Source organism: Streptomyces sp. NPDC002867 (assembly GCF_053591895.1).
This window is the reverse complement of record NZ_JBSFUR010000074.1, coordinates 1-20,398: the sequence shown is the minus strand read 5'-3', so window position 1 is coordinate 20,398 and position 20,398 is coordinate 1. Positions and strand designations below refer to the sequence as shown.

The 20,398-nt window shown below is 72.9% G+C and carries 17 protein-coding genes; 8 read left to right on the top strand and 9 right to left on the bottom strand.

What is annotated here, in order from left to right; translation table 11 throughout:
• Positions 1-239: 239 nt before the first annotated feature.
• Together ACWD0A_RS33125 and ACWD0A_RS33120 are read left to right on the top strand one after the other, a co-directional pair.
• A complete protein-coding gene (locus ACWD0A_RS33125; protein WP_451304185.1) occupies positions 240-476 on the top strand; it encodes a hypothetical protein in 237 nt (78 codons plus the stop codon).
• An 87-nt stretch (positions 477-563) separates the two neighbouring features.
• Positions 564-1,271 carry a DUF6766 family protein gene (locus ACWD0A_RS33120; RefSeq protein ID WP_451304183.1) on the top strand — a complete coding sequence of 236 codons (708 nt, stop codon included), beginning with the start codon at positions 564-566 and terminating at the stop codon, positions 1,269-1,271.
• Between the two features lie 33 nt (positions 1,272-1,304).
• Here the strand turns inward: ACWD0A_RS33120 and ACWD0A_RS33115 are convergent, their stop codons facing one another.
• Positions 1,305-1,667: a DUF3040 domain-containing protein gene (locus tag ACWD0A_RS33115; RefSeq protein ID WP_451304181.1), complete on the bottom strand. Its 363-nt coding sequence runs from the start codon at positions 1,665-1,667 to the stop codon at positions 1,305-1,307.
• A 44-nt stretch (positions 1,668-1,711) separates the two neighbouring features.
• A complete protein-coding gene (locus ACWD0A_RS33110) occupies positions 1,712-1,864 on the bottom strand; it encodes a hypothetical protein (RefSeq protein ID WP_451304179.1) in 153 nt (50 codons plus the stop codon).
• A gap of 165 nt (positions 1,865-2,029) precedes the next feature.
• Between ACWD0A_RS33110 and ACWD0A_RS33105 the strand changes: the two genes are divergently transcribed.
• From ACWD0A_RS33105 to ACWD0A_RS33090, 4 genes are all read left to right on the top strand, one after another.
• Entirely contained in the window at positions 2,030-3,625 is a 1,596-nt protein-coding gene (locus tag ACWD0A_RS33105; protein WP_451304177.1) for an FAD-dependent oxidoreductase, read from the top strand.
• Between the two features lie 156 nt (positions 3,626-3,781).
• Positions 3,782-4,330, top strand: a complete 549-nt coding sequence (locus tag ACWD0A_RS33100) for a (2Fe-2S)-binding protein (RefSeq protein WP_451304189.1) — start codon at positions 3,782-3,784, stop codon at positions 4,328-4,330.
• Entirely contained in the window at positions 4,327-5,322 is a 996-nt protein-coding gene (locus tag ACWD0A_RS33095) for an FAD binding domain-containing protein (protein WP_451304175.1), read from the top strand. The genes ACWD0A_RS33100 and ACWD0A_RS33095 overlap by 4 nt, the downstream gene beginning before the upstream one ends.
• Entirely contained in the window at positions 5,319-7,445 is a 2,127-nt protein-coding gene (locus ACWD0A_RS33090; RefSeq protein ID WP_451304173.1) for a xanthine dehydrogenase family protein molybdopterin-binding subunit, read from the top strand. The genes ACWD0A_RS33095 and ACWD0A_RS33090 overlap by 4 nt, the downstream gene beginning before the upstream one ends.
• Here ACWD0A_RS33090 and ACWD0A_RS33085 read toward each other — a convergent pair.
• Both ACWD0A_RS33085 and ACWD0A_RS33080 read right to left on the bottom strand, forming a co-directional pair.
• Positions 7,381-8,187: a uracil-DNA glycosylase gene (locus ACWD0A_RS33085; RefSeq protein WP_451304171.1), complete on the bottom strand. Its 807-nt coding sequence runs from the start codon at positions 8,185-8,187 to the stop codon at positions 7,381-7,383. The genes ACWD0A_RS33090 and ACWD0A_RS33085 overlap by 65 nt on opposite strands.
• A 20-nt stretch (positions 8,188-8,207) precedes the next feature.
• On the bottom strand, positions 8,208-10,784 hold the full coding sequence (locus tag ACWD0A_RS33080; protein WP_451304169.1) for a SpoIIE family protein phosphatase: 2,577 nt from the start codon (positions 10,782-10,784) through the stop codon (positions 8,208-8,210).
• A gap of 108 nt (positions 10,785-10,892) precedes the next feature.
• Between ACWD0A_RS33080 and ACWD0A_RS33075 the strand changes: the two genes are divergently transcribed.
• Both ACWD0A_RS33075 and ACWD0A_RS33070 read left to right on the top strand, forming a co-directional pair.
• Positions 10,893-11,816 (top strand): MurR/RpiR family transcriptional regulator, encoded by a 924-nt coding sequence (locus ACWD0A_RS33075; RefSeq protein ID WP_307716940.1) that lies wholly within the window; start codon positions 10,893-10,895, stop codon positions 11,814-11,816.
• A 328-nt stretch (positions 11,817-12,144) separates the two neighbouring features.
• Positions 12,145-12,555 (top strand): hypothetical protein, encoded by a 411-nt coding sequence (locus tag ACWD0A_RS33070; RefSeq protein WP_451304166.1) that lies wholly within the window; start codon positions 12,145-12,147, stop codon positions 12,553-12,555.
• 113 nt (positions 12,556-12,668) lie between these two features.
• Here ACWD0A_RS33070 and ACWD0A_RS33065 read toward each other — a convergent pair whose 3' ends face one another.
• The 5 genes from ACWD0A_RS33065 to opcA all read right to left on the bottom strand — a co-directional run.
• On the bottom strand, positions 12,669-15,575 hold the full coding sequence (locus tag ACWD0A_RS33065) for an NHLP bacteriocin export ABC transporter permease/ATPase subunit (RefSeq protein ID WP_451304164.1): 2,907 nt from the start codon (positions 15,573-15,575) through the stop codon (positions 12,669-12,671).
• Between the two features lies 1 nt (position 15,576).
• Complete coding sequence (locus ACWD0A_RS33060) at positions 15,577-17,826, bottom strand: NHLP family bacteriocin export ABC transporter peptidase/permease/ATPase subunit (protein WP_451304187.1); 2,250 nt, start codon at positions 17,824-17,826, stop codon at positions 15,577-15,579.
• Positions 17,827-17,861: 35 nt separating this feature from the next.
• Positions 17,862-18,668, bottom strand: coding sequence for an HlyD family efflux transporter periplasmic adaptor subunit (locus tag ACWD0A_RS33055; RefSeq protein WP_451304162.1), 807 nt, complete (start codon positions 18,666-18,668; stop codon positions 17,862-17,864).
• Between the two features lie 151 nt (positions 18,669-18,819).
• Positions 18,820-19,038 carry a type A2 lantipeptide gene (locus ACWD0A_RS33050; RefSeq protein WP_307716937.1) on the bottom strand — a complete coding sequence of 73 codons (219 nt, stop codon included), beginning with the start codon at positions 19,036-19,038 and terminating at the stop codon, positions 18,820-18,822.
• 586 nt (positions 19,039-19,624) lie between these two features.
• The coding region (opcA, locus tag ACWD0A_RS33045; RefSeq protein WP_451304160.1) for a glucose-6-phosphate dehydrogenase assembly protein OpcA at positions 19,625-20,398 on the bottom strand (774 nt) is incomplete at its 5' end.

The following is a 20,398-nucleotide window of genomic DNA, read 5'->3' as shown; positions in this document are numbered from 1 at the left end:
GGCACCCTTCTGCCATTCGGGCGCCCCCCAGCAGTCGTTCTGTCTTTCATCGCCTACCCGGAGGCCGGGTGTTGCGACGTTGATTAGAACCCAAGGCCGCGGCGGGGCTGCTTCTGCTGAGCGGGTGCGCCTCGGTCACCGAGCGCGAGAGCGCCGCCTCCGGTGCCGTCGAACGGTTCGAGGCGGCGCTGCGCTCGGGACAGACCGAGCGCGCCTGCGCCGTTCTCGCCCCCGGGACCGTGGAGGAGCTCGAGGACTCCGCGAAGAGGGCGTGTCCCGCCGCGCTGAGTGATGCCGAGGTGCCCGCGGGCGGCGCGGTCGAACGCGTCGACGTCTACGGCCGTCAGGCCCGGGTGGTCCTGCGGCACGACACGCTCTTCCTGTCCGTCTTCCCCGACGGCTGGCGGATCACCGCGGCCGGCTGCGAACCGAGGACGGGCGGCCTGCCCTACGGCTGCGAAGTCAAGGGGGAATGAGCGGATGACACGGTTCCTGTTCGTTCTCTGCCTGGCCGTGGTGGGGCTGGGGCTCGCGTACTTCATCGCGTTGGGGGTGCTGCACCGTTGAACGATCAGCAGTCCGCCTCGCGCGGCCCCCTCCTCAGGACCCTGCAGCAGAACGGTCTGACCCTGGTCTTCGGCGCGGCGTTCCTGCTCACGCTCGTGGGCCAGGCGTTCGCGGGACACGCCAAGTTCAACAGCGAGCTCACCGCCGAGCACCTCCACGCGATCGGGTTCGGGCAGTACGTCACCTCGTCGCGGTTCGCGGTGGACGTGACGGAGAACTGGCAGTCGGAGTACCTGCAGTTCTTCCTCTTCATCTTCCTCACGGTCTGGCTGCTGCAGCTGGGGTCGCCGGAGTCCAAACAGCTCCACAAGGCGGGCACCGAATCGGACCGGGAACAACGGATGGGCCCCTTCGCGCGGCCGGACTCACCCCGTTCGGCCTTCACCGGGGGACTGCGCCAGGCGCTGTACTCGCGCTCCCTCGGCCTCATCATGGGCACGATCTTCCTCGCCTCGTGGACCGCCCAGTCGATCGCGGGCACGGTCGCCTTCAACGAGGAGCAGTTGCGGGGGCTGCAGGCGCCGATGAGCTGGGGTCAGTACGTCCTGTCGGCCGACTTCTGGGACCGCACGCTGCAGAACTGGCAGTCGGAGCTGCTGGCGGTGGCGTCGATGGTCATCCTGTCGGTCTATCTCCGCCAGCGGGGTTCACCGGAGTCGAAGCCGGTGGGCTCGTCCCACGAGGCGACGGGCGTCGAGGGCTGACACCGACGGGCCCGGAACCGTACGGCTCCGGGCTCAGTCCTGCGCGTCGCCGTCGGGGCGGTCCGTGCCGAGTTCTCCGGCGGCGAGCCGCCGTGACCACCGGCAGAGCAGCAGACTCAGCCCGCTCAGGGTGAGCACCCAGGTCGCGGCGAACGCCCAGATCAGGGCGGGCGACGAGGACGACGCGGCCATCACCAGCAGCACCGCCGTCACGGCGCCCGCGAGGCCGGTGCCGAGGGTGAGCAGACGCCCGCGGAGCAGGCCAGGGGCTTCGGTGAACGGCACTCCCGGGCGCATGCTCCTGAGGCGGCGGTCGAGCAGCGCGTCGGTCCTCAGCTGCTCTTCGATCCCGGCCAGTATCGCGCGCTCCCTCTGCGACAGTCCGGCTCCGTCCATGGCCCGCGCCTCCCATTACGCAGTCAGGCGGTACTCCCGGGGGATCAGTCCTCGCCCCGGACGATCGTCAGGCCGGCACTTCTGTCGCCCCGCTCCGTTTCCGCGCCCTGCCGGACGACGGCGGGCAGACAGGTCCGCACCCGTTCGTGTTCGGGGATCTCGCTGCTCATCGGTTCGGTGTCGGCGTGGGTGTCCACGGCTGACACCTCCTCTGGTCCCTCGGTACCGGCGACGTCGCCGGAACGGTGATGTCGTTCATGTGAGCTGCGGGTACCCGGAATGAGGCGCGTCAGTCCCCGCCGCCGGGACGAAAGGCCGCAGAGGTGATGCTTCGGTCGCGGTGGGCGGGGCACTCGCACGGCATGCCGAACGATGCCCGCACCCCACCCGTGACCTCCCCGCCGCGCACCACCGAATCGCACTGGCTGCGCACCACGGACAGCACCTCGTATCCGCCGCTGGCAGGCAACACGACAGTCGACGCCGTCGTGGTCGGCGGCGGGATCGCGGGGCTGAGCACCGCCTGGGAGCTGACCCGGGCGGGACGCTCGGTCGCCGTCCTGGAGGCGGACCGCATCGCCTCCGGGGTCACCGGCTTCACGACCGCGAAGCTCACCGCACAGCACGGACTGCGCTACGACCGGCTGCGCCGCACGCGCGGGGCGGAGGGCGCCGAGCTGTACGCGCGCTCGCAGCAGGAGGCGGTCGAGCGCGTGGCCGAGATCTGCGCGGAACTGGACATCGACTGCGAGCTGGAGCGCGTGCCCGCGTACGCCTACTCCCGCGACACCGCGCAGCGCCCGGCGCTGCGCGCCGAGGCCGAGGCCGCGCGTGCGGCCGGCCTGGACGCCTCGTACGTCGAGTCGACGGGTCTGCCGTTCACGCCGGCCGGCGCCGTGCGGATCGACGGCCAGGCGCAGTTCCACCCCCGCAAGTACCTTCTCGCGCTGGCCGCGGACCTCACGGCGTACGGGAACGCCATCCATGAGCGCACCCGGGTGACCGGCTTGCGGGAGGGCACGCCGTGCAAGGTCACCACGGAGAACGGGTACACCGTCACGGCTCGCGACGTCGTGGTGGCGACCCACTTCCCCGTCTTCGACCGGGCGCTGCTGTTCACCCGGATGTCGCCGCGCCGGGAGCTGGTCGTCGCCGGTCCCCTGCCCGCCGACCGCGATCCGGACGGCATGTACATCTGCGAAGAGGGAACCAAGCGGTCGGTGCGCACCGCGCCGCTCGACGACGGCAGCCGACTGCTCATCGTGACCGGTGAGTCCTTCACGCCCGGCACCGCCGACGCGGGCGAGCGCTTCCGCCGTCTGGAAGAGTGGATGCACACCCATTTCCCGGTGACCGAGACGCGCTACCGCTGGGCCGCGCAGGACAACGACCCCAGCGACTCGGTCCCGCTCGTCGGCGCCTTCCACCCGGGCGCCCGCCACACCTTCGTGGCGACCGGCTTCGGCGGATGGGGCATGAGCAGCGGTGTCATGGCGGGACGGCTGATCACCGATCTGATCTGCGCCGTCACTCCCCCGTGGACACGGCTGTACGACCCGCGCCGGCTGTGGAGCGCCCTGCGCGAGGCGCCGACCATGCTCTCCCAACAGGCCGAGGTCGCCCAGCACTTCGTCGGCGACCGGCTGCGCACGACCCACGTGGACTCGGCGGACGACATCCCGCCGGGCACGGGAGCGGTCGTCCGTCTCGCCGGGCGGCGCAGCGCCGTGTACCGGGACGACGCGGGCGTGTGCCACGCCGTGTCGGCCCGCTGCACCCATCTGGGCTGTCTGGTGTCGTTCAACGCCGCCGAACGCACCTGGGAGTGCCCCTGTCACGGCTCCCGGTTCGGCGTCGACGGATCGGTGCTCCAGGGGCCGGCCGTACACCCGCTCGAACAGCACGACGTCGACGGCGCCGGCGGCCCGGACGCGGCGGGCTCGCCGGAGGAGCCCTGAGCCGGGCGGCACGGGAAGCGCGTCATCGGCCCAGCTCGGCGAGCGCGACGGCGCGTTCCGCCACAGGCTGGAAGCGCCGCCGCCGGGCGGCCCGCTGTGCGGCGGACGCGACACGGAAAGGTGCCAGGCGTGGATCCGAGCAGGCCACAGGGGAGCATGGGGGCGGCCGGTGCGGCGGACTCCCACAGCTCCGTCCTCACCCTCCATGTCAACGGCGTCGCGTACACGATCGCCCTCGACCACCGCACGACGCTGCTGGACGCGTTGCGCGAGCGGTTGGACGTGACCGGGCCGAAGAAGGGCTGCGACCACGGTCAGTGCGGGGCGTGCACGGTGCTGGTGGACGACCGGAGGATGCTCCCGTGTCTGCTGCCCGCCGTGGCGTACGACGGGTCGCGGATCACCACGGCCGAGGGGCTGGCCGACGGTGAGCGGCTGCATCCGCTCCAGGAGGCGTTCGTGGCGCGCGACGCCCTGCAGTGCGGGTACTGCACGCCGGGCCAGATCTGCTCCGCGGTCGGCATGCTGGCCGAGGCCGCGGACGGTCATCCGTCGCATGTCACGGCCCGTGACCACGCCGGCGGCGCCGTCCCGCTCACGCGCGAGGAGATCCGCGAGCGGATGAGCGGCAATCTGTGCCGCTGCGGCGCCTACACCAACATCGTGGCCGCCGTCGAGGACGTCGTCGGGGAGGCGAAGCCGTGAAGCCGTTCGCGTATGTCCGCGCCACGAGCCCCGAGGAAGCCGTCGAGGCGTACGCCGCCCGTCCCGGCGCCCAGTACCTCGCCGGCGGCACCAACCTCGTCGACTTGATGAAGCTCGGCGTCACGGCCCCCGACGTGCTGGTCGATGTCCGGCGGCTGCCGCTGGACACGGTCGACGACACGCCCGGCGGGGGTCTGCTGATCGGCGCGACCGTCCGCAACAGCGATCTCGCCGCCCACCGCGCCGTGCGCTCCCGCTACCCCGCCCTGTCGCAGGCCCTGCTCGCCGGTGCGTCGGGTCAGCTGCGCAACGCGGCGACGACCGGCGGCAATCTGCTGCAGCGCACCCGGTGCACGTACTTCCAGGACGTGTCCAAGCCCTGCAACAAGCGGGTGCCGGGGACGGGGTGCCCGGCGCGGGAGGGGGTGCACCGGGATCTGGCCGTCATCGGGCACTCGGAGCACTGTGTCGCCACGAACCCCTCCGACATGGCCGTCGCCCTCGCCGCGTTCGACGCCTCGGTCCGGCTGCGCGGTACGGGCGGCGAACGCGCCGTCCCCGTCACGGACTTCCACCGGCTGCCCGGCGACCGGCCCGACCGGGACACCGTGATCGAGGACGGTGAGCTGATCACCGGGGTGGAGCTGCCGCCCCCGCCGGGGGGTGCCCGCTCCGTGTACCGCAAAGTGCGCGACCGGGCCTCGTACGCCTTCGCGCTGGTCTCCGTGGCTGCGGTCCTCGCCGTCGAGGACGGCCGGATCCGGCATGCGGCGCTCGTCTTCGGCGGGCTCGCGCACCGGCCGTGGCGGGCCTGGACGGCCGAGGAACGGCTGCTGGGCGCGCAGGCCACCGCGGCGTCGTTCGAGCACGCGGTGGAGGCGGAGCTCGACGCGGCCGAGCCGCTGCGCGACAACGCGTTCAAGGTGCGGCTCGCCGGCGACGTCGCCATCGACGTGCTGTCAGGTCTCGTGCCGTCACAGGAGGCGTCATGAAGCTGTCCGCCCGCGCCCTCGGCGCGGACACCGTCCGCCGGGAGGCCCGCGACAAGGTCACCGGGCGGGCGCGCTACGCGGCCGAGGCCCGTCCGGCGGGGCGGGCGCACGCGTGGCCCGTGGCCGCCGGTGTGCCCCGCGGCCGCGTCACGGCGGTCGACGCCGGCGCCGCGCTCGCGCTGCCTGGCGTCCTCGCCGTCCTGACCCACGAGAACGCGCCGCGGCTGACGCCCTGCGACGACCCGACGCTCTCCCTCCTGCAGGACGCACGCGTCCCGCACCGCGGCTGGTACGTCGCCCTCGTCGTGGCGGACACGCTGGAGAACGCCCGCGCGGGCGCCGCCGCCGTACACGTCACGTACGCGGCCGAGGACCACGACGTACGGCTCACCCGCGACCGTCCGGACCTGTACACGCCCGAGGAGGTCAACGGCGGCTATCCCGGCGCGCGTGAACGCGGCGACGGCGACGGCGCGTTCGCCGCCGCCGAGGTGCGGGTGGATGCCGTGTACACGCTGACCGCGCTGCACAACCACCCCATGGAGCCGCACGCGTCGACCGCCGAGTGGCGCGACGGCAGACTGATCGTGCACGACTCCAGCCAGGGCGCCGGCACCGTGCGGGACGTCCTCGCGAAGATGTTCGGGTTGGACCGGCACGACATCACGGTGGTCTCCGAGCACGTGGGCGGCGGTTTCGGCTCGAAGGGCACGCCACGGCCCCAGGTGGTGCTCGCCGCGATGGCCGCGCGCCACACGGGACGGCCGGTCACCCTCGCCCTCCCGAGGCGGCAGCTGGCGGCCGTCGTCGGGCACCGCGCGCCCACGCTGCAGCGGGTGCGGATCGGAGCCGGGGCCGACGGGGTGATCACCTCGCTGGACCACGACGTGGTCACGCACACCTCGCGGGTGCGGGAGTTCGTGGAGCAGGCCGCGGTGCCCGGCCGCGTCATGTACACCTCCCCCAACAGCCGTACGGTGCACCGGGTCGCCGCCCTCGACGTGCCCACCCCGTCCTGGATGCGGGCTCCGGGAGAGGCGTCGGGGATGTACGCGCTGGAGTCCGCGATGGACGAGCTCGCGTCGGCGGCCGGGATCGATCCGGTGGAGCTGCGGGTGCGCAACGAGCCCGACACGGAGCCCGACAGCGGCCGACCTTTCAGCAGCCGCGGTCTCGTCGCCTGCCTGCGCGAGGGGGCGCGTCGCTTCGGCTGGCAGGACCGCGACCCACGGCCCGGGGTGCGCCGGGAGGGCGTTCTGCTGCTGGGCACGGGCGTCGCGGCGAGCACCTACCCCGTACTGATCGGCCCCTCGCGCGCCGGTGCGCACGCGGCCGCGGACGGCACGTACCGGATCACCGTCAACGCGACCGATCTCGGCACCGGTGCCCGGACCGTGCTGGCACAGATCGCGGCCGACGCGCTGAGCGCGCCGCTCGACGCGGTACGGATCGACATCGGCAGCAGCGACCTGCCCGCGGCGCCGCTCGCGGGCGGCTCGGCGGGCACGGCGTCGTGGGGCTGGGCGGTGCACAAAGCCGCCTCGCAGCTCGCGGAGCGGCTGGCCGGGCTGCCGGGCGGCGTGCCGACCGAAGGCGTGACGGTCACCGCCGACACGAGGGCGGAGACGGCGGAGGAACCGCCGTACGCGCGGCACGCGTTCGGGGCCGTGTTCGCCGAGGTCCAGGCCGACACGGTGACCGGCGAGGTACGGACGCGACGGCTGCTGGGTGTGTTCGCGGCCGGCCGCATCCTCAATCCCCGCACGGCGCGCTCGCAGTTCATCGGCGGCATGACGATGGGGCTGGGCATGGCGCTGACCGAGGGAAGCACCATGGACGACCGTTTCGGCGACTTCGCCGAGTGCGACCTCGCCACCTACCACGTGCCTGTCTGCGCCGACGTGCCGGAGGTCGAGGCGCACTGGATCGAGGAGCACGACTCCCATCTCAACCCCATGGGGAGCAAGGGCATCGGAGAGATCGGCATCGTCGGCACGGCGGCCGCGATCGGCAACGCGGTCCACCATGCCGTCGGCGCACGGCTGCGGGAGCCGCCCCTCACCCCGGACAAGGTCCTGGCTCATCTGCACCGGACGCCGGTGGCGCCGGGTCCAGGCCGGTGACGCGGGCCGCGCGGCGGAACACCTCGACGAGCATGGGCAGGGTGACGCGCCCGGTGAACACGTTGCGCCGGCTGGGGTGGTAGCAGCCGAAGAGGTGGAGTTCGCCGGAGCCGTCCCCGGCCGGCAGCGTCGCGTGGGCACCGTGCCCGAACAGGGGGCGCGGGCGCGGCAGCGGGAATCCGGCGGCGGCGAGGACGGGCAGCACCGCCTGCCAGCCGAAGGCGCCGAGCACGACGACGCCGCGCAGCCCGGTCAGCAGCCCGAGTTCCGCGGCGAGCCACGGCCGGCAGGTGTCCCGTTCCTCCGGCGTGGGCCGGTTCCGCGGCGGCGCGCAGTGGACGGGAGCGGTGACCCGCACGCCGCGCAGGCGGAGGCCGTCGCCGCGATGGGTGGAGGTAGGCTGCGAGGCGAGTCCGGCCGCGTGCAGCGCGGCGAACAGGACGTCACCGGAGTCGTCCCCGGTGAACATCCGGCCGGTGCGGTTGCCGCCGTGGGCGGCGGGGGCGAGGCCGACGACGGCGAGGACCGCGTCGTCGGGCCCGAAGCCGGGGACGGGCCGCCCCCAGTACTCCCACTCCCGGAACGCGGCCCGCCGCTCCGCGGCGACGCCCTCCCGCCAGGCGACGAGACGCGGACAGGCCCGGCACCGGGCGACCTGCGCGTCCAGCTCCCCGAGGCCGGAGCAGTGCGGCGCGGTACGGGCGGGAAAGTCAGGGTCACCGGCGTCGTCGTCCCCCCGCACGGACCGCTCGTGCCGGGGAGTCACCGGGCGCCCCGGGCCGGCCGTGGGGACGTGTCCGTCGGCTCGGACCAGCGGGCGGCGAGGAGCAGGGCGATGTCATCGGGACGGTCGGCGTTCCGTCGCGCCTCGTAGATCAGGCGGTCCGCCGTCTCGGCGAGCGGGGACGAGCCCACGTCCGACAGGGTCTGGCGCAGGCTTTCGATGCCCTGGTCGATGTCGGTACCGGGCTGCTCGACGAGACCGTCGGTGAACAGGGCGAGGACGGCGCCGGGCGCGAGCCGCAGGCCGGTGACCGGGTACGCGGCGCCCGCGTCGACACCGAGGACCACGCCGCCGGGCAGGTCGAGCACGTCGGTGCGGCCGCCGGGGTGGCGCAGCAGGGGCTGGAGGTGGCCGGCCCGGACGGCCTGGGCGCTGCCCGTGGCCGGGTCGAGGACGATGTAGCAGCAGCTGGCGAACTGGCCGGGGTCGAGGTCGATGAGCAGCCGGTTGGTGCCGCTCATCACTTCCTCGGGGCTGTGGCCGCTGACGGCCAGGGCCCGCACGGCGCTGCGGAGCTGGCCCATCGTGGCGGCGGCCGAGACACCGTGTCCCTGGACGTCGCCGATGACGATGGCGAGTCCCAGGCCCGTCTCGACGACGTCGTACCAGTCGCCGCCGACCTCCATGCCCTGGGTGCCGGGGAGGTAGCGGCCGACGGTGTCGACGTGGTCGACCACGGGCAGTCGGCGAGGCAGCAGCCCGTCCTGGAGCCCGCGGGCGAGGGCGGCCTCGGAGTCGTAGCGCCGGGCGCGCTGGAGGGCCTGGGCGATGAGTCCGGCGAGGGCGGTGAGGACGGTGCGCTCCTCCGGGCTGAAGCCCCGGGGCTGGTCGAAGCCGAGGATGCAGGTGCCCACCGGCCGGCCGGAGGCGATCAGCGGCAGGAAGGCGCGGGCCCCGACGTGGGCGTCGAGGGGGATGCCCGGATAGGCGGCGGCCAGGTGCTGCATGGATTCGAAGAACAGGGGGCGGCCCGAGGTCAGCGTCTCGACACCGGGGAGCTTGGTGTCGAGGCCGACGCCTTCGAACCGGCTGAGGAAGCCGCGGGGGAAACCGGTCTCCCACGCGAGATGGAGGTGACGGTTGCTCAGCAGGTAGATGGCGAGCTGCCGGCCGCCGAAGGCCGGCAGCAGTTCCTCGGTGACGACGGCGGACACCTGACGGGCCGTGACCGCCTCGGTGAGCGCGATGGCGAGCGCGACCGGACGGTAGAGGGCGACGGCCCGGTCGGCCGGCGAGCCGAGTCCGGTGCCGGGGGCGACGACGGATTCCGGGGCGTAGGCGGGGTGTTCGCCGGGGCTGAGGGTCGCGGTCAGCCCGTCGGCCCCGGGGAAGAGAGAGACCGAGAGCCAGTCCCCGCCCCGGTTCACGGCGAAGTGCACCGGATCGCTGGACAGCAGGGCTGCCCGGTAGTGGTCCTCGTAGGCGGCCTGCGCGAACCAGGGCACCGCCTCCCACAGCACGCGGCCGACGAGTTCGGTGCGCGGCAGGCCGAGCAGGGTCTCGGCCCGGTGGTTGAGGTAGGTGATGCGGCCGAGGCGGTCGACGTTGCAGACACCGTGCGGGAGCCGGTCCGCGGCCTCGGCGACGACGGGTCCGGCGCCCAGGTCGATGAGGAAGCCGGTCAGGTGGGTGCCCGGCGGGCCGTCCCGCGGGCGTCCGCGCCGGCCGGTGATCTCCAGCAGATGCGGTCGTCCGTCGGATCCCTGGAGCCGCATCCGGCGGTTCACCGGCCGGTCGGACACGGCCGCCTGCCGGGCCAGGGCCCACAGTCCGTACGCGTCCTCCGGCTCGATCCGCGCGGCCAGCGCATCGACGGTGACCGGCAGCCGGCCGGATGTGGTGCCGAGGATGGCGCACCAGCCCTCGTCGCCCGTGACCGTACCGGCCTCCAGGTCCCAGTCGAACGAGCCGATCCGTACCGGCGGCGCGGTGACGGAGGGCAGGGTGACCGCCATCGGCTCGTCGTCCCACTCGATACGCCGTCCGTCCGCCGACATGGCGGCGAGCGTGCCGGCGAGGTTCGCGCCGACCTCGCGGAGGCGGCGGCGGTCGCCCTCGTCGACCGGGAGGCCGGGTGTGGCGGGCCGGAGCACCGCGACCACCCCGAACGTCTCCCGCTCGTGGGTGACCGGCACGTACAGCGAGGCGAAGGGGAAGGGCAGGCCGGCCATGAGCTGCGGGTAGCAGCGCATGGCCTCCTCAGCGTCGTGGAGGTAGACGGGCCGGCCCGAACGGTAGACGTCGGAGTGCGGGAACGGCCGGTTCACATGCATCCGGCTCCAGTGCTGGAACAGTTTCGCGGGCAGTCCGGCGAGCACGGCGAGACGCAGCAGTTCGGGTGTGCCGGAGCGCATGTAGAGACCGCCGGCGAAGCCGCCGACGGCCTCGACGGCGCTCACCTCCGCCTGGGCCAGCACCATGGGCAGCTCCCCCGGCGCCGGGCCGCCCCCGTCCGCCGCCGCGGGTTCCGCTCCGGCCCGGGCGGACGGGTGGCGCCTGCCCGCACCGTTCCCGGTCACCTTGCCAGGATGCTCCCCGGCGGCCTTGCTCCGCATCTTCGGGACCGTCGCGCGAGCGGCGCCTGCGGCCGGTTGCGAGGCTGCCCTGGGGTCTGGGCGGTTGAGCTAGATTTGAGCCCGATCCGGACGACAAGGAGGCACACGGTGCCATCAGGGCAGCAGGCACGTGCGCAGGCGGCGGCGATCACCCCGGGCCGGCAGTCGCCGGTGCCCGAGGCCGCGCCCGCGGACAGGGTCCGGGCCCTGTTCGGAAGCCACCGGCTGTCGCCGGGACAGCGCCGTATCGCCCAGTACATGATCGACCATCTGACCGAGGCCGCGTTCCTGTCGATCACGGACCTCGCCGAGCGGGTGGGCGTCAGCCAGCCGTCGGTGACCCGGTTCGCGACCTCCCTCGGCTACACCGGCTTCCCGGCACTGCGGGAGGCGCTGCAGCCGATCGCGCTGAGCGCCGTGGCGGGCGCCCAGGAGACGCGCGAGCAGATCCGCCACAACGAGCTCCAGGCGGCCGTCGACGCGGAGATCGCGAACCTGGAGAGCCTGCGCCGGGTGTTCGCCGACACCGACCGGGTCCTGGACGTGGGCCGGGAGCTGGCCCGCTCGATGCCGCTGACGGTGCTGGGCCTGCGGATCTCGGTGTCGCTCGCCGAGTACTTCGCGTACGCGGCACGCCGTATCCACCCCGACGTGCGGCTGGTGACCCGTGGCGGCAGCGTCGCCTACGACGCGCTGCTCCAGTCGCGCGAGGCGGGCGGGACGTGGGTGCTGGCGTACGCGATGCCGCGGCACGCCAACGAGACGCTCGCGGCGCTGCGGGCCGCGCGCAGCACGGGACTGCGCGTGGCGCTGATCACGGATCTGACGCTCGGGCCGCTCGTGGACGAGGCCGATGTGTCGCTGACGGCGGGGACCGGCTCACGGCTCGTCTTCGACTCGTACTCGGCGCCTGGCGTCCTGTCGGCCGCCGTGCTGCAGGCGATGGCGGACGCGGACCCGGAGCGCACGCAGTCCCGTCTCGAGGGGTACGAGCAGGTCGCCGAGCAGCACGACTTCTTCCTCGAGGACTGACGGTCAGGGGTGGACGACTTTCCCGTGTGACCTGTGTGTTTCCGGGACATTTTCACGTCCCGGGTTGCATGAAATTTTTCATACCCTTGCTTACTCGACGGTATATATATTTACTGCTCGTGGCAGCGGGTCCTCGAAACCACGAGCACGCCCCTGCCCCACGACCGAACATCCAGAGCCGGTGCTCCCTCCTCGCACCGGACTCCGGTGTTCAATCCGGGCACCCGCCGTACCGCGGATGCCCCTGGCGGTCCCGGTCAACCCCTGGGCCGGGACCGCCACAAGCCTCTCGATCAGAGCCCGTCGGCATGACCCGGAAGCGACGACGATGTCCCAGACCCTCACCACGCTCGGACCGGACTGGCCCTGTCAGGTCAACGCCCCCGGAACGCGCGACTGGGAGCGTACGGCCGTCCGGTGGCTCCGCGACCTGCTGCCGGCCCGCTACGCGGGATACTCGCCGCTCACCCGCCATCCCGTCCTGCTCGCGCGCCACGCCCAGCTCCAGTTGCGGCATGAGGTGCGCACCGTGCGCGTGGCGCTCCAGACCGCCCGTGCCGAGCTGCCGACCCTGGGCGTCGCGGAATCGGTCATCGAGAACAGCATCCGGATGTACGCGGTCGAGCTGGACCAGCTGAACCGGCTGGCGCGCGGCGTCCGGCTCGTCACCGACGCGCTGCTCGCCGAGGGCACGCCCCCCGCGCCGCGCAGGCGCACCCCCGCGCAGCGCGTGTCGTAACCGCGGCGGGACCCCCGGGCCGAGGACGCCTGGTACCGCCGCGGGCCGGTCGGGACCGAGGTTCGCGCGGTGCCCGGGCCGGTCCCCGTCGGGCGCCCGCGCTTCCTCGGCCGTCAGGCCATCTGCCGTCGCACCAGCTCGTACAGCCGCCCGTTCGGGTCCGCGAGCAGATCCGCGGGGCGGCCCTCCTCCACGATCCGGCCGTCGGACATGACGAGCACCCGGTCGGCGTCCATGACCGTGGTGAGCCGGTGGGCGATCACCACGCGCGTGGCGCTCAGCTTGCGGGTGCTGTCCATCACCGTCCGCTGGGTCTCGTTGTCCAGGGCGCTGGTCGCCTCGTCGAAGAAGAGGATGCGCGGGCGGCGCACCAGCGCCTGCGCGATCATCAGCCGCTGGCGCTGCCCGCCGGAGATCGCGCCTCCGTTGGAGATCATGGTGTGCAGTCCCATGGGCATCCGCTTGATGTCCTCGGCGAGTCCGGCCATCTCGGCAGCCGCCCAGACCTCCTCCTGGGAGAAGCTCTCGGCGCCCGAGATGCAGTCCAGGATCGAGCCGGTCAGCGGCTGGGCGTTCTGCAGGACGACGCCGCACTGGCGGCGCACCGCGGCGCGGTCCAGGGCGGAGAGGTCCTGGCCGTCGTAGAGCACCGACCCGGCGGCCGGCCGGTCGAAGCCGATCAGCAGCCTCAGCAGGGTGGACTTCCCGCAGCCGCTCGGGCCGACGACGGCGACGAACTCCCCGGGCCGCACCTGGAGCGACACGTCGTCGAGGACCGCGGGGCCGTCGTCGGTGTAGCGGAACGACAGCTTGCGCGCCTCGATCTCCCCGGACAGGACGCCCGGCTGGGCGCTCGCTCCCCGCACCTCCGGCGTCTCGTCGAGGATCGGGCGCACCTGCTCGAACATGGGCAGCACCGCGACCGCCGAGACCAGTACGCCGGTCAGCTGGGTGACCGAGGTCAGCAGCATCGTCACGGCGGCGTTGAAGGTGAGGAAGTCACCGGCCGACATGCTGCCGCGGGCCGGGCCGGCCAGCAGCATGAACATGATGAGCGAGCACAGCGGCAGGTAGACCGCGTCCATCACGGTGGTGAGGTTCCTGATCCGGCCGACGCGCTGCTGGAGTTCGCGGGAGCGGGCGAACTCCCGTGCCCACGCCGCGTACGCGAAGCTCTCGGCCGCGGCCACGCGGAGTTTGGGCAGCCCGCGCAGCGTCTGGAACGCCTGGTTGTTGAGCTTGTTGCCCAGCTCCACCAGCCGCCGCTGCCAGCGCACTTGCCACAGCCCCATCCCGAGGAAGAAGAGACCGATCACCAGCAGCATGCCGATGGCCGCGAGGGCGAGCGGCACGCTGTACCACAGCAGCAGGGCCACGTTCATCGCGCCGACGGTGCCCGACTGCAACGCGACCGGACCGATTCCGGACAGGACACGGCGGATCGAGCTGATGCCCATCGCCGCGCTCGCCAGCTCGCCGGTGGAGCGCTCGGTGAAGAAGCGGGTCGGCAGCCTCAGCAGCCTGTCCCACACGGCGGGCTGGAGGGCGCTCTCGATCCGGCCCTCCATCCGCAGGATGGTGAGGTTCTGGAGGAGCATGAACGCCGCCGACACGATGCCGGCGGTCATCACCGCGAGCGCCATCTGCACGATCAGGCCGGTCTCGGCCCTCGGCACGTACGCGCCGAGCACCTTTCCGGTGGCCACCGGCACCAGAGCTCCGAGGCCGACGGTGACGAGACCGGCGAGCAGCAGGTTGCGCACGTCCATGCGGGTGCCGCGCAGGCTGAAGCTCGCCAGGCGCCCGAGGCTCGCGGGACGTTCGGGCAGCGGCCGGTAGAACATGACCGCGCGCGGCTCGAAGTCGTCCGCGTTGTCCTTGCCGATGCGGGTGCGCGAGCCGGTGAGCGGGTTGACGGCCTCGTAGCGTCCCCGTCGCCACAGCAGGGCGACGGGTGCGCCGGACGCCGCGCGGTGCCCCACCAGCGGGCCGCTGTCCGTGCGCCACCAGGTGCCGGTGAGGCGTACGGGCCGGGTGCGGACGCGGGAGGCGATCGCGACGCGCTCGACGGGGCTGACGCGTTTCTCGTCGGCGGCGGTTCTCGGGGGCTCGGTGAGGGTGATCCCGGCGGCCTCGGCGACCCTGCGGCACACGGCGAACACGGCGTCGTCGCTGTCCGCCCCGGCCGTGCGGCGCGCGCCGCCGCGCTTGCCGATGGAGGCGATCAGCGCCTCGTCGGCCCGTGCGCGGACGTCCTCGCCCGCCTTGATCCCGGCCGCCGCGCGGTCCTCGTGGGCGCGCTCCAGCTGTTCGATCCACTGGTCGACCGCGGACAGCAGCCGGTACTGCTGGTTGACCATCCGCTGCCACATCGCGCCCTCGACGAGCAGATCGGCCGCCGCCTCCGCACTGTAGGAGGCGCCGTAGCGGACGCTGCCCGGGTCGACGGGCATCCACAGGATGTCCTCGTCGGTCATGCCCGCGTCGGCGGGGCGGCCGTCGAGGGGCGCCTCGAACAGGACGCCGAGGCTGCGCCCCACGCCCAGGGCGAAGGCGTGCTCCAACGGGCTCCAGGCTCCGTGGCCGTACGGGTCCTGGGCGGCGTACGGGTCCCGGGCGGCGTACGGGTCGGGCACGTGGATGCCCTGGGTCGCGTACGGGTCCTGCCCGTAGGGGTCCTGGTACAGCTCGCGCAGGGCGATGCGGCGCAGCACACACTCCTGCGAGGGGCGCCCGACGAGTGTGTGGCGCGGGCCCTCCACCGGACCGAGCAGCAGTGTGCCGGGTTCGAGCCGGCCGAGGAAGTGCCAGTGGCCCTGCTCCGCGGCGTCCACGGCGAACAGGTCGAGGAACCCGCCGAGCACCAGCCACAGCACCTGCGGACCTTCGAGATGGAGGCTGCGCAGGCCGGTGCAGTCGACGGGCGCGCCGAGGCCCCCGAAGGACTGGATCACCGCGTCGGTCGTCTCCGGCGTCCCCGCGGCCGCGGTGTGGCCTGTGTCCGGGTGTGCGGATGACACGTCAGCGCTCCTTGACCAGCTCGGCGTACGCGCCCTGGGCGGCGACGAGTTCCTCGTGTCGGCCCCGTTCGACGACCGTGCCGTGGTCGAGCACCACGATCTCGTCGCTGTCGCGCACGGTGCTCAGCCGGTGCGCGATCACCACGCACGCGCAGCCGCGCCGGCGGATGTTGTCGATGATGACGCGCTCGGTCTCGGCGTCGAGGGCGCTGGTCACCTCGTCCAGCACGAGGATGCTCGGGCGGCGCACCAGGGCGCGGGCGATCTCCAGGCGCTGGCGCTGCCCGCCGGAGAAGTTGCGGCCGTCCTGTTCGACGCGGCTGTGGATGCCGTCCGGCCTGCGCCGGACGACGTCGAGGACGGCGGCGTCCTCCAGCGCGGCGAGGACCGCCTCGTCGGTGATGGAGGGGTCCCACAGGGCGACGTTGTCCCGCACGGTGCCCTCGAACAGGAAGATCTCCTGGTCGACGAAGGCAACGGAGGCGGCGACGGCGCTGCGGGAGATGTCCTCCAGTCGTTCGCCGTCGATGCGGATCGTCCCCTCCCACGGGGTGTACAGGCCCGAGATGAGGCGCGAGACCGTGGACTTGCCGCTGCCCGAGCCGCCGACGAGGGCGACCTGCCGGCCGGGCCCGACGGCGAGGGAGAAGCCGCTGAGCAGCGGTGCGTCGAGCGGGCTGTAGCCGAAGGTGATGTCCTCCAGCGTGACATGGCCCTTGAGCCTGCGGGTGCTCGGGTCGGGCTCGTCGCGCGAGTACAGCGGGTCGACGGGGAAGTTCTCGACGTCCTTGAGCCGGGCGACGTCCGCGGCGAAGTCCTGGATGCGCCCGGCCACACCGTTGAGGCGCGTGATGGGGGCGGTGAAGCGGGCGACGAGCGCCTGGAACGCGACGAGCAGGCCGATGGTGATGTGGCCCTCGACGGCCCGCAGGCCGCCGATCCACAGGATCAGGGCGCTGTTGAGGGTGGCCAGGGTGGGCGCGACGACGGAGAGCACGGCGCTCGGCACCCCGAGGCGCTGCTGCACCTCCAGCGTGGTGGCGTGCTGACCGGCCCAGCGGCGGAAGTAGCCGTCCTCGCCGCCGGTCGCCTTCATGGTCTCGATCAGCTGAAGACCGGTGTAGGAGGTGTTGGTGAGCCGTGCGCTGTCGGCGCGCAGCTTCTGCGTGTGGGTGGCCCGCAGCCGGACGACGATCCGCATGGCCACCACGTTGAGGAGTGCGATGAGCACGCCGACGACCGTGAGCTGGGGGTCGTACGTCCACAGCAGCACCGCGTACAGCACGACCACGACGCCGTCGACGGCGGCGGCCGCGAGGTCGCGGGCCAGGGTCTCGGCCACCGCGTCGTTGGACTGCAGCCGTTGGACCAGGTCTGCCGGACTGCGCTGGGCGAAGAAGGTGACCGGCAGCCGCAGCAGATGTCTGAGGAAGCGGGCGCTGCCCAGCGTGGACGAGATGATGCGCCCGCGCAGCAGGTTGGCCTGTTGCAGGCCGGTCAGTACGGCGGTGAGCGCCACGAGGGTCGCCAACGAGGCGAACAGGGGCCCCAGCAGCGAGGTCTGCCCCCCGATCAGGAACATGTCGATGTACGTGCGGCTCAGCGCGGGCACCGCCGCGCCGACGGCGACCAGCAGGAGGCTGGCGAGCAGCGCGGCCAGCAGGGTGCCGGTGGTGCCGCGCAGCCGGGCGGGCACGGCCTTCATGATCCCGGGCCGGCGGCCGCCCTTGGTGAACGTGCGGTCGGGCTCGAAGACCAGGGCGACGCCGGTGAAACTCGTGTCGAAGTCCTCCACGGACACGAAACGACGCCCCTTGTCGGGGTCGTTGATGTGTACGCCGCGGCGTCCGAGGCGGCGGCCCGCGCCGTCGTAGACGACGTAGTGGTTGAACTCCCAGAAGAGGATGGCCGGCGGCTGCACCTCGGCGAGGGCGGTGGCCTCCATCTGCATGCCCTTGGCCGTGAGTCCGTAGCTGCGGGCGGCCTTGAGGATGTTGCTGGCGCGTGAGCCGTCGCGGGAGACGCCGCAGGCGATGCGGAGTTCTTCGAGCGGCACATGGCGTCCGTAGTGCGCGAGCACCATGGCGAGGGCGGCGGCACCGCACTCGACGGCCTCCATCTGCAGGACGGTCGGCGTGCGGACGGGCTTGGGTTTCTGCTGCCGGCGGGGCGGCGGGGCGGCACGGCGCGCGCCGCGGCGGCCGCTGGGGGCCGGCTCCGGGCGGTGTCTGCGGCGGCCCGCGGGCGGCAGCTGCCGCTGGGCGGGGACGGTGTCACGGTGTGCGGTCACGGCAGCAGCCAATCGATCGGATGCTGGGCGGCCAGGTGGACGGAGCCGCCGGCGAGGGTCATGGACTCGAGGGCGTAGGGAGGGCCCTGCGAGGAGGACCAGTCGTAGCCGGACTCGGCGCCGGGGGACTTCTTCAGCTCGACGAGCACCGACACGGGCTGGCCGTCCTTGGAGAACTGCTCCCCCAGCTGGCTGCTGCCGAGAAAGGCGGTGATCCGCTGGCGGCTCTCGGCGGTGCGGCCCACGGCCTTGACCCGGCCGCGCAGCACACCGTACTTCTGCGACGCGACGGACTGGACGGTGAGGTCGACGCGGGCGCCGACGGGCACGGTCGCGCCGTTCTCCGCGGGGACGTACAGCACGGCCATCAGCGGGTCGCCGGGCTTGTCGACGCGTTCCACGGCGGCGACGTCGCTGCCGGTGGTGACGACGGAGCCGATCGCGGCGACGAGGGTGGTGAGCCGTCCGGCCGCGATGGTGCGTACGACGGCGGTGCCCTGAGCGGTGCGGACCTCGAGCAGCGGTGCGTCGGCCTCGACGCGTTCGCCCTCCTTGGCCAGCACCTCGGTGATCTGTCCGGAGACCGGGCTCTGGAGGACGTAACTGCCCTGGCCGTGGGTGAGGATGCCGGGCGCGGAGACGGTGGAGGTCACGGTCCCTGCGACGGCCCAGACGGCGGCGGCGGCCATGACGGCGACGGTCACGGCCAGGACGAGGAGGCCCTGCGGGCGGGCGAAGCGCACCGGAAGGTCGATCTCCTCCGGTGACTGCAGCTTGGAAAGGGCCTGTTGGCGGAACTGCACGACACTCTTCCCTCAACTGCCTGAACGGTGCGGGTCCCCGGATTCGCCGGGGGTCGGAAACTGCGCACGGCCGTGCGCCCCGGATCCTGGATCGGTCCGGGGCACACGGCTCGGCACGGCCGGCAGAGCGGGCCGGCGGGCCGCGGAGGTCTTACAGACCGGCGACGAGGCCGTTGACCGGGCCGGTGATCGCGGCGGAGTTGATGCCGGTGGCACCCTCGACGACGCCGGTGACGGTGGCAACGGTGCCGGAGACCGGGACGATGGTGTCAAGAGCGGCGGTGGCGTTGCTCACCGTGGCGCTGTGCAGACCGCCGGCCACGTTGTCCAGCTCGCTGTCGGAGATCTCCTGGGTGGGGACGAAGTTCATAAGAAGCTTCCCTTCGGATGGGTATTTCGAAATGACAGCGCCCGGTCGCACGGAATGAGCGTGTTGCCGGCCGCCCAGCGGGGTGGGGAGATTCCCGGATCCGGGAACCCAATGAATCCCGCGGTGCGAAGGATCAAAGCACGTAAGCGTGTTGAGCGGCCAATCGCGGAGACGGCAGGAAGCCGGGATCGCACCGCGAGAGGTCGTCGTATTACCGCCGCGTGCACGCGCCTACATGAATTGGTGCCATCTTCTTCACGTGATCACCCCGCGGGGCCCTGATGCGTGCGCGCCACACTCCGACGACGAAGGGGACATTCCCCCACAGAGCCAGATAATCGCTGGTCAGAGCGGAAGGTGGCCATGAGGAGACGGTGTGGCGCCTGCGCATTCGCTGTGCAGATTCGCGGTAGGTGAAGGTGGCTTGACGGGGCGTCACAAGGCGTTCACGCGCGAGGGGTGCGGCGTGTACGCCGCACCCCTCGGGCCGTGAATTGTGTCACCGGGCAATTACGGACAGCAAAGGCCGGTTGCCTTGTCGGATATGCCGGACGGGGCCGCCCGGTGCATGGAAAAGCGAAGGAAATCAGCCTCCCGTGGCTGCCTCGGCCGCAGGTGGGGTGATCCGGGCGTGAAGTGCGGCGGCGTACGCTTCGTCGGGGTCGAGCCTGCGCAGTTCCTCCGCGATCAGCTCGGCCGTGGTGCGCACTTTGAGGGCCAGCACGCGGTTCGGCTGGCCGGGGATGGAGAGCCGGGCCACGGGACCTTCCGGACGGTCGATGTGGATCTCGCCGTCGGCTGTGCGCAGGCGTACGGCCGTGACGACCGGACCGGCGGTGACGACCTGTTCGACGGGCACGCCGAGGCGGTCGGCGAACCAGCGGGCGAGCAGTTCGGCACTGGGGTTCTCCGCCTCGCTCTCCACGACGGCCGAGACGACCTCCGCCCGCGCCTGGTCGAGCGCCGCCGCGAGCATGGAGCGCCACGGGGTGAGCCGCGTCCAGGCCAGGTCGGTGTCCCCCGGCTCGTAACCGGAGGCGCGGGCGGCCAGCTCCCGCAGCGGCTCCTCGACCGCGTACGCGTCGGTGATACGCCGCTGGGCCAGGGCGCCGAGGGGATCCTTGGCCGGGACCGGCGGCGCGTCGACGGGCCACCAGACGACGACGGGCGCGTCGGGCAGCAGCAGGGGGAGGACGACGGAGTCGGCGCGCTCGGCCAGTTCGCCGTGGAGCCGCAGCAGGACCGTCTCGCCCGCGCCCGCGTCGGCGCCGACGCGGACCTCGGCGTCGAGGCGCGTGTCGTGGCGGTCGCGCGGGGAGCGCGAGACGCGCTTGATGACGACGAGGGTGCGCGAGGGGTG

Excerpts from the sequence above, each read along its gene's own strand:
- ACWD0A_RS33100 (WP_451304189.1), top strand. The coding sequence starts at position 3,782 with ATGGGGGCGGCCGGTGCGGCGGACTCCCACAGCTCCGTCCTCACCCTC.
- ACWD0A_RS33105 (WP_451304177.1), top strand. The coding sequence starts at position 2,030 with ATGCCGAACGATGCCCGCACCCCACCCGTGACCTCCCCGCCGCGCACC.
- ACWD0A_RS33115 (WP_451304181.1), bottom strand. The coding sequence starts at position 1,667 with ATGGACGGAGCCGGACTGTCGCAGAGGGAGCGCGCGATACTGGCCGGG.
- ACWD0A_RS33070 (WP_451304166.1), top strand. The coding sequence starts at position 12,145 with ATGTCCCAGACCCTCACCACGCTCGGACCGGACTGGCCCTGTCAGGTC.
- ACWD0A_RS33090 (WP_451304173.1), top strand. The coding sequence starts at position 5,319 with ATGAAGCTGTCCGCCCGCGCCCTCGGCGCGGACACCGTCCGCCGGGAG.
- ACWD0A_RS33050 (WP_307716937.1), bottom strand. The coding sequence starts at position 19,038 with ATGAACTTCGTCCCCACCCAGGAGATCTCCGACAGCGAGCTGGACAAC.
- ACWD0A_RS33080 (WP_451304169.1), bottom strand. The coding sequence starts at position 10,784 with ATGCGGAGCAAGGCCGCCGGGGAGCATCCTGGCAAGGTGACCGGGAAC.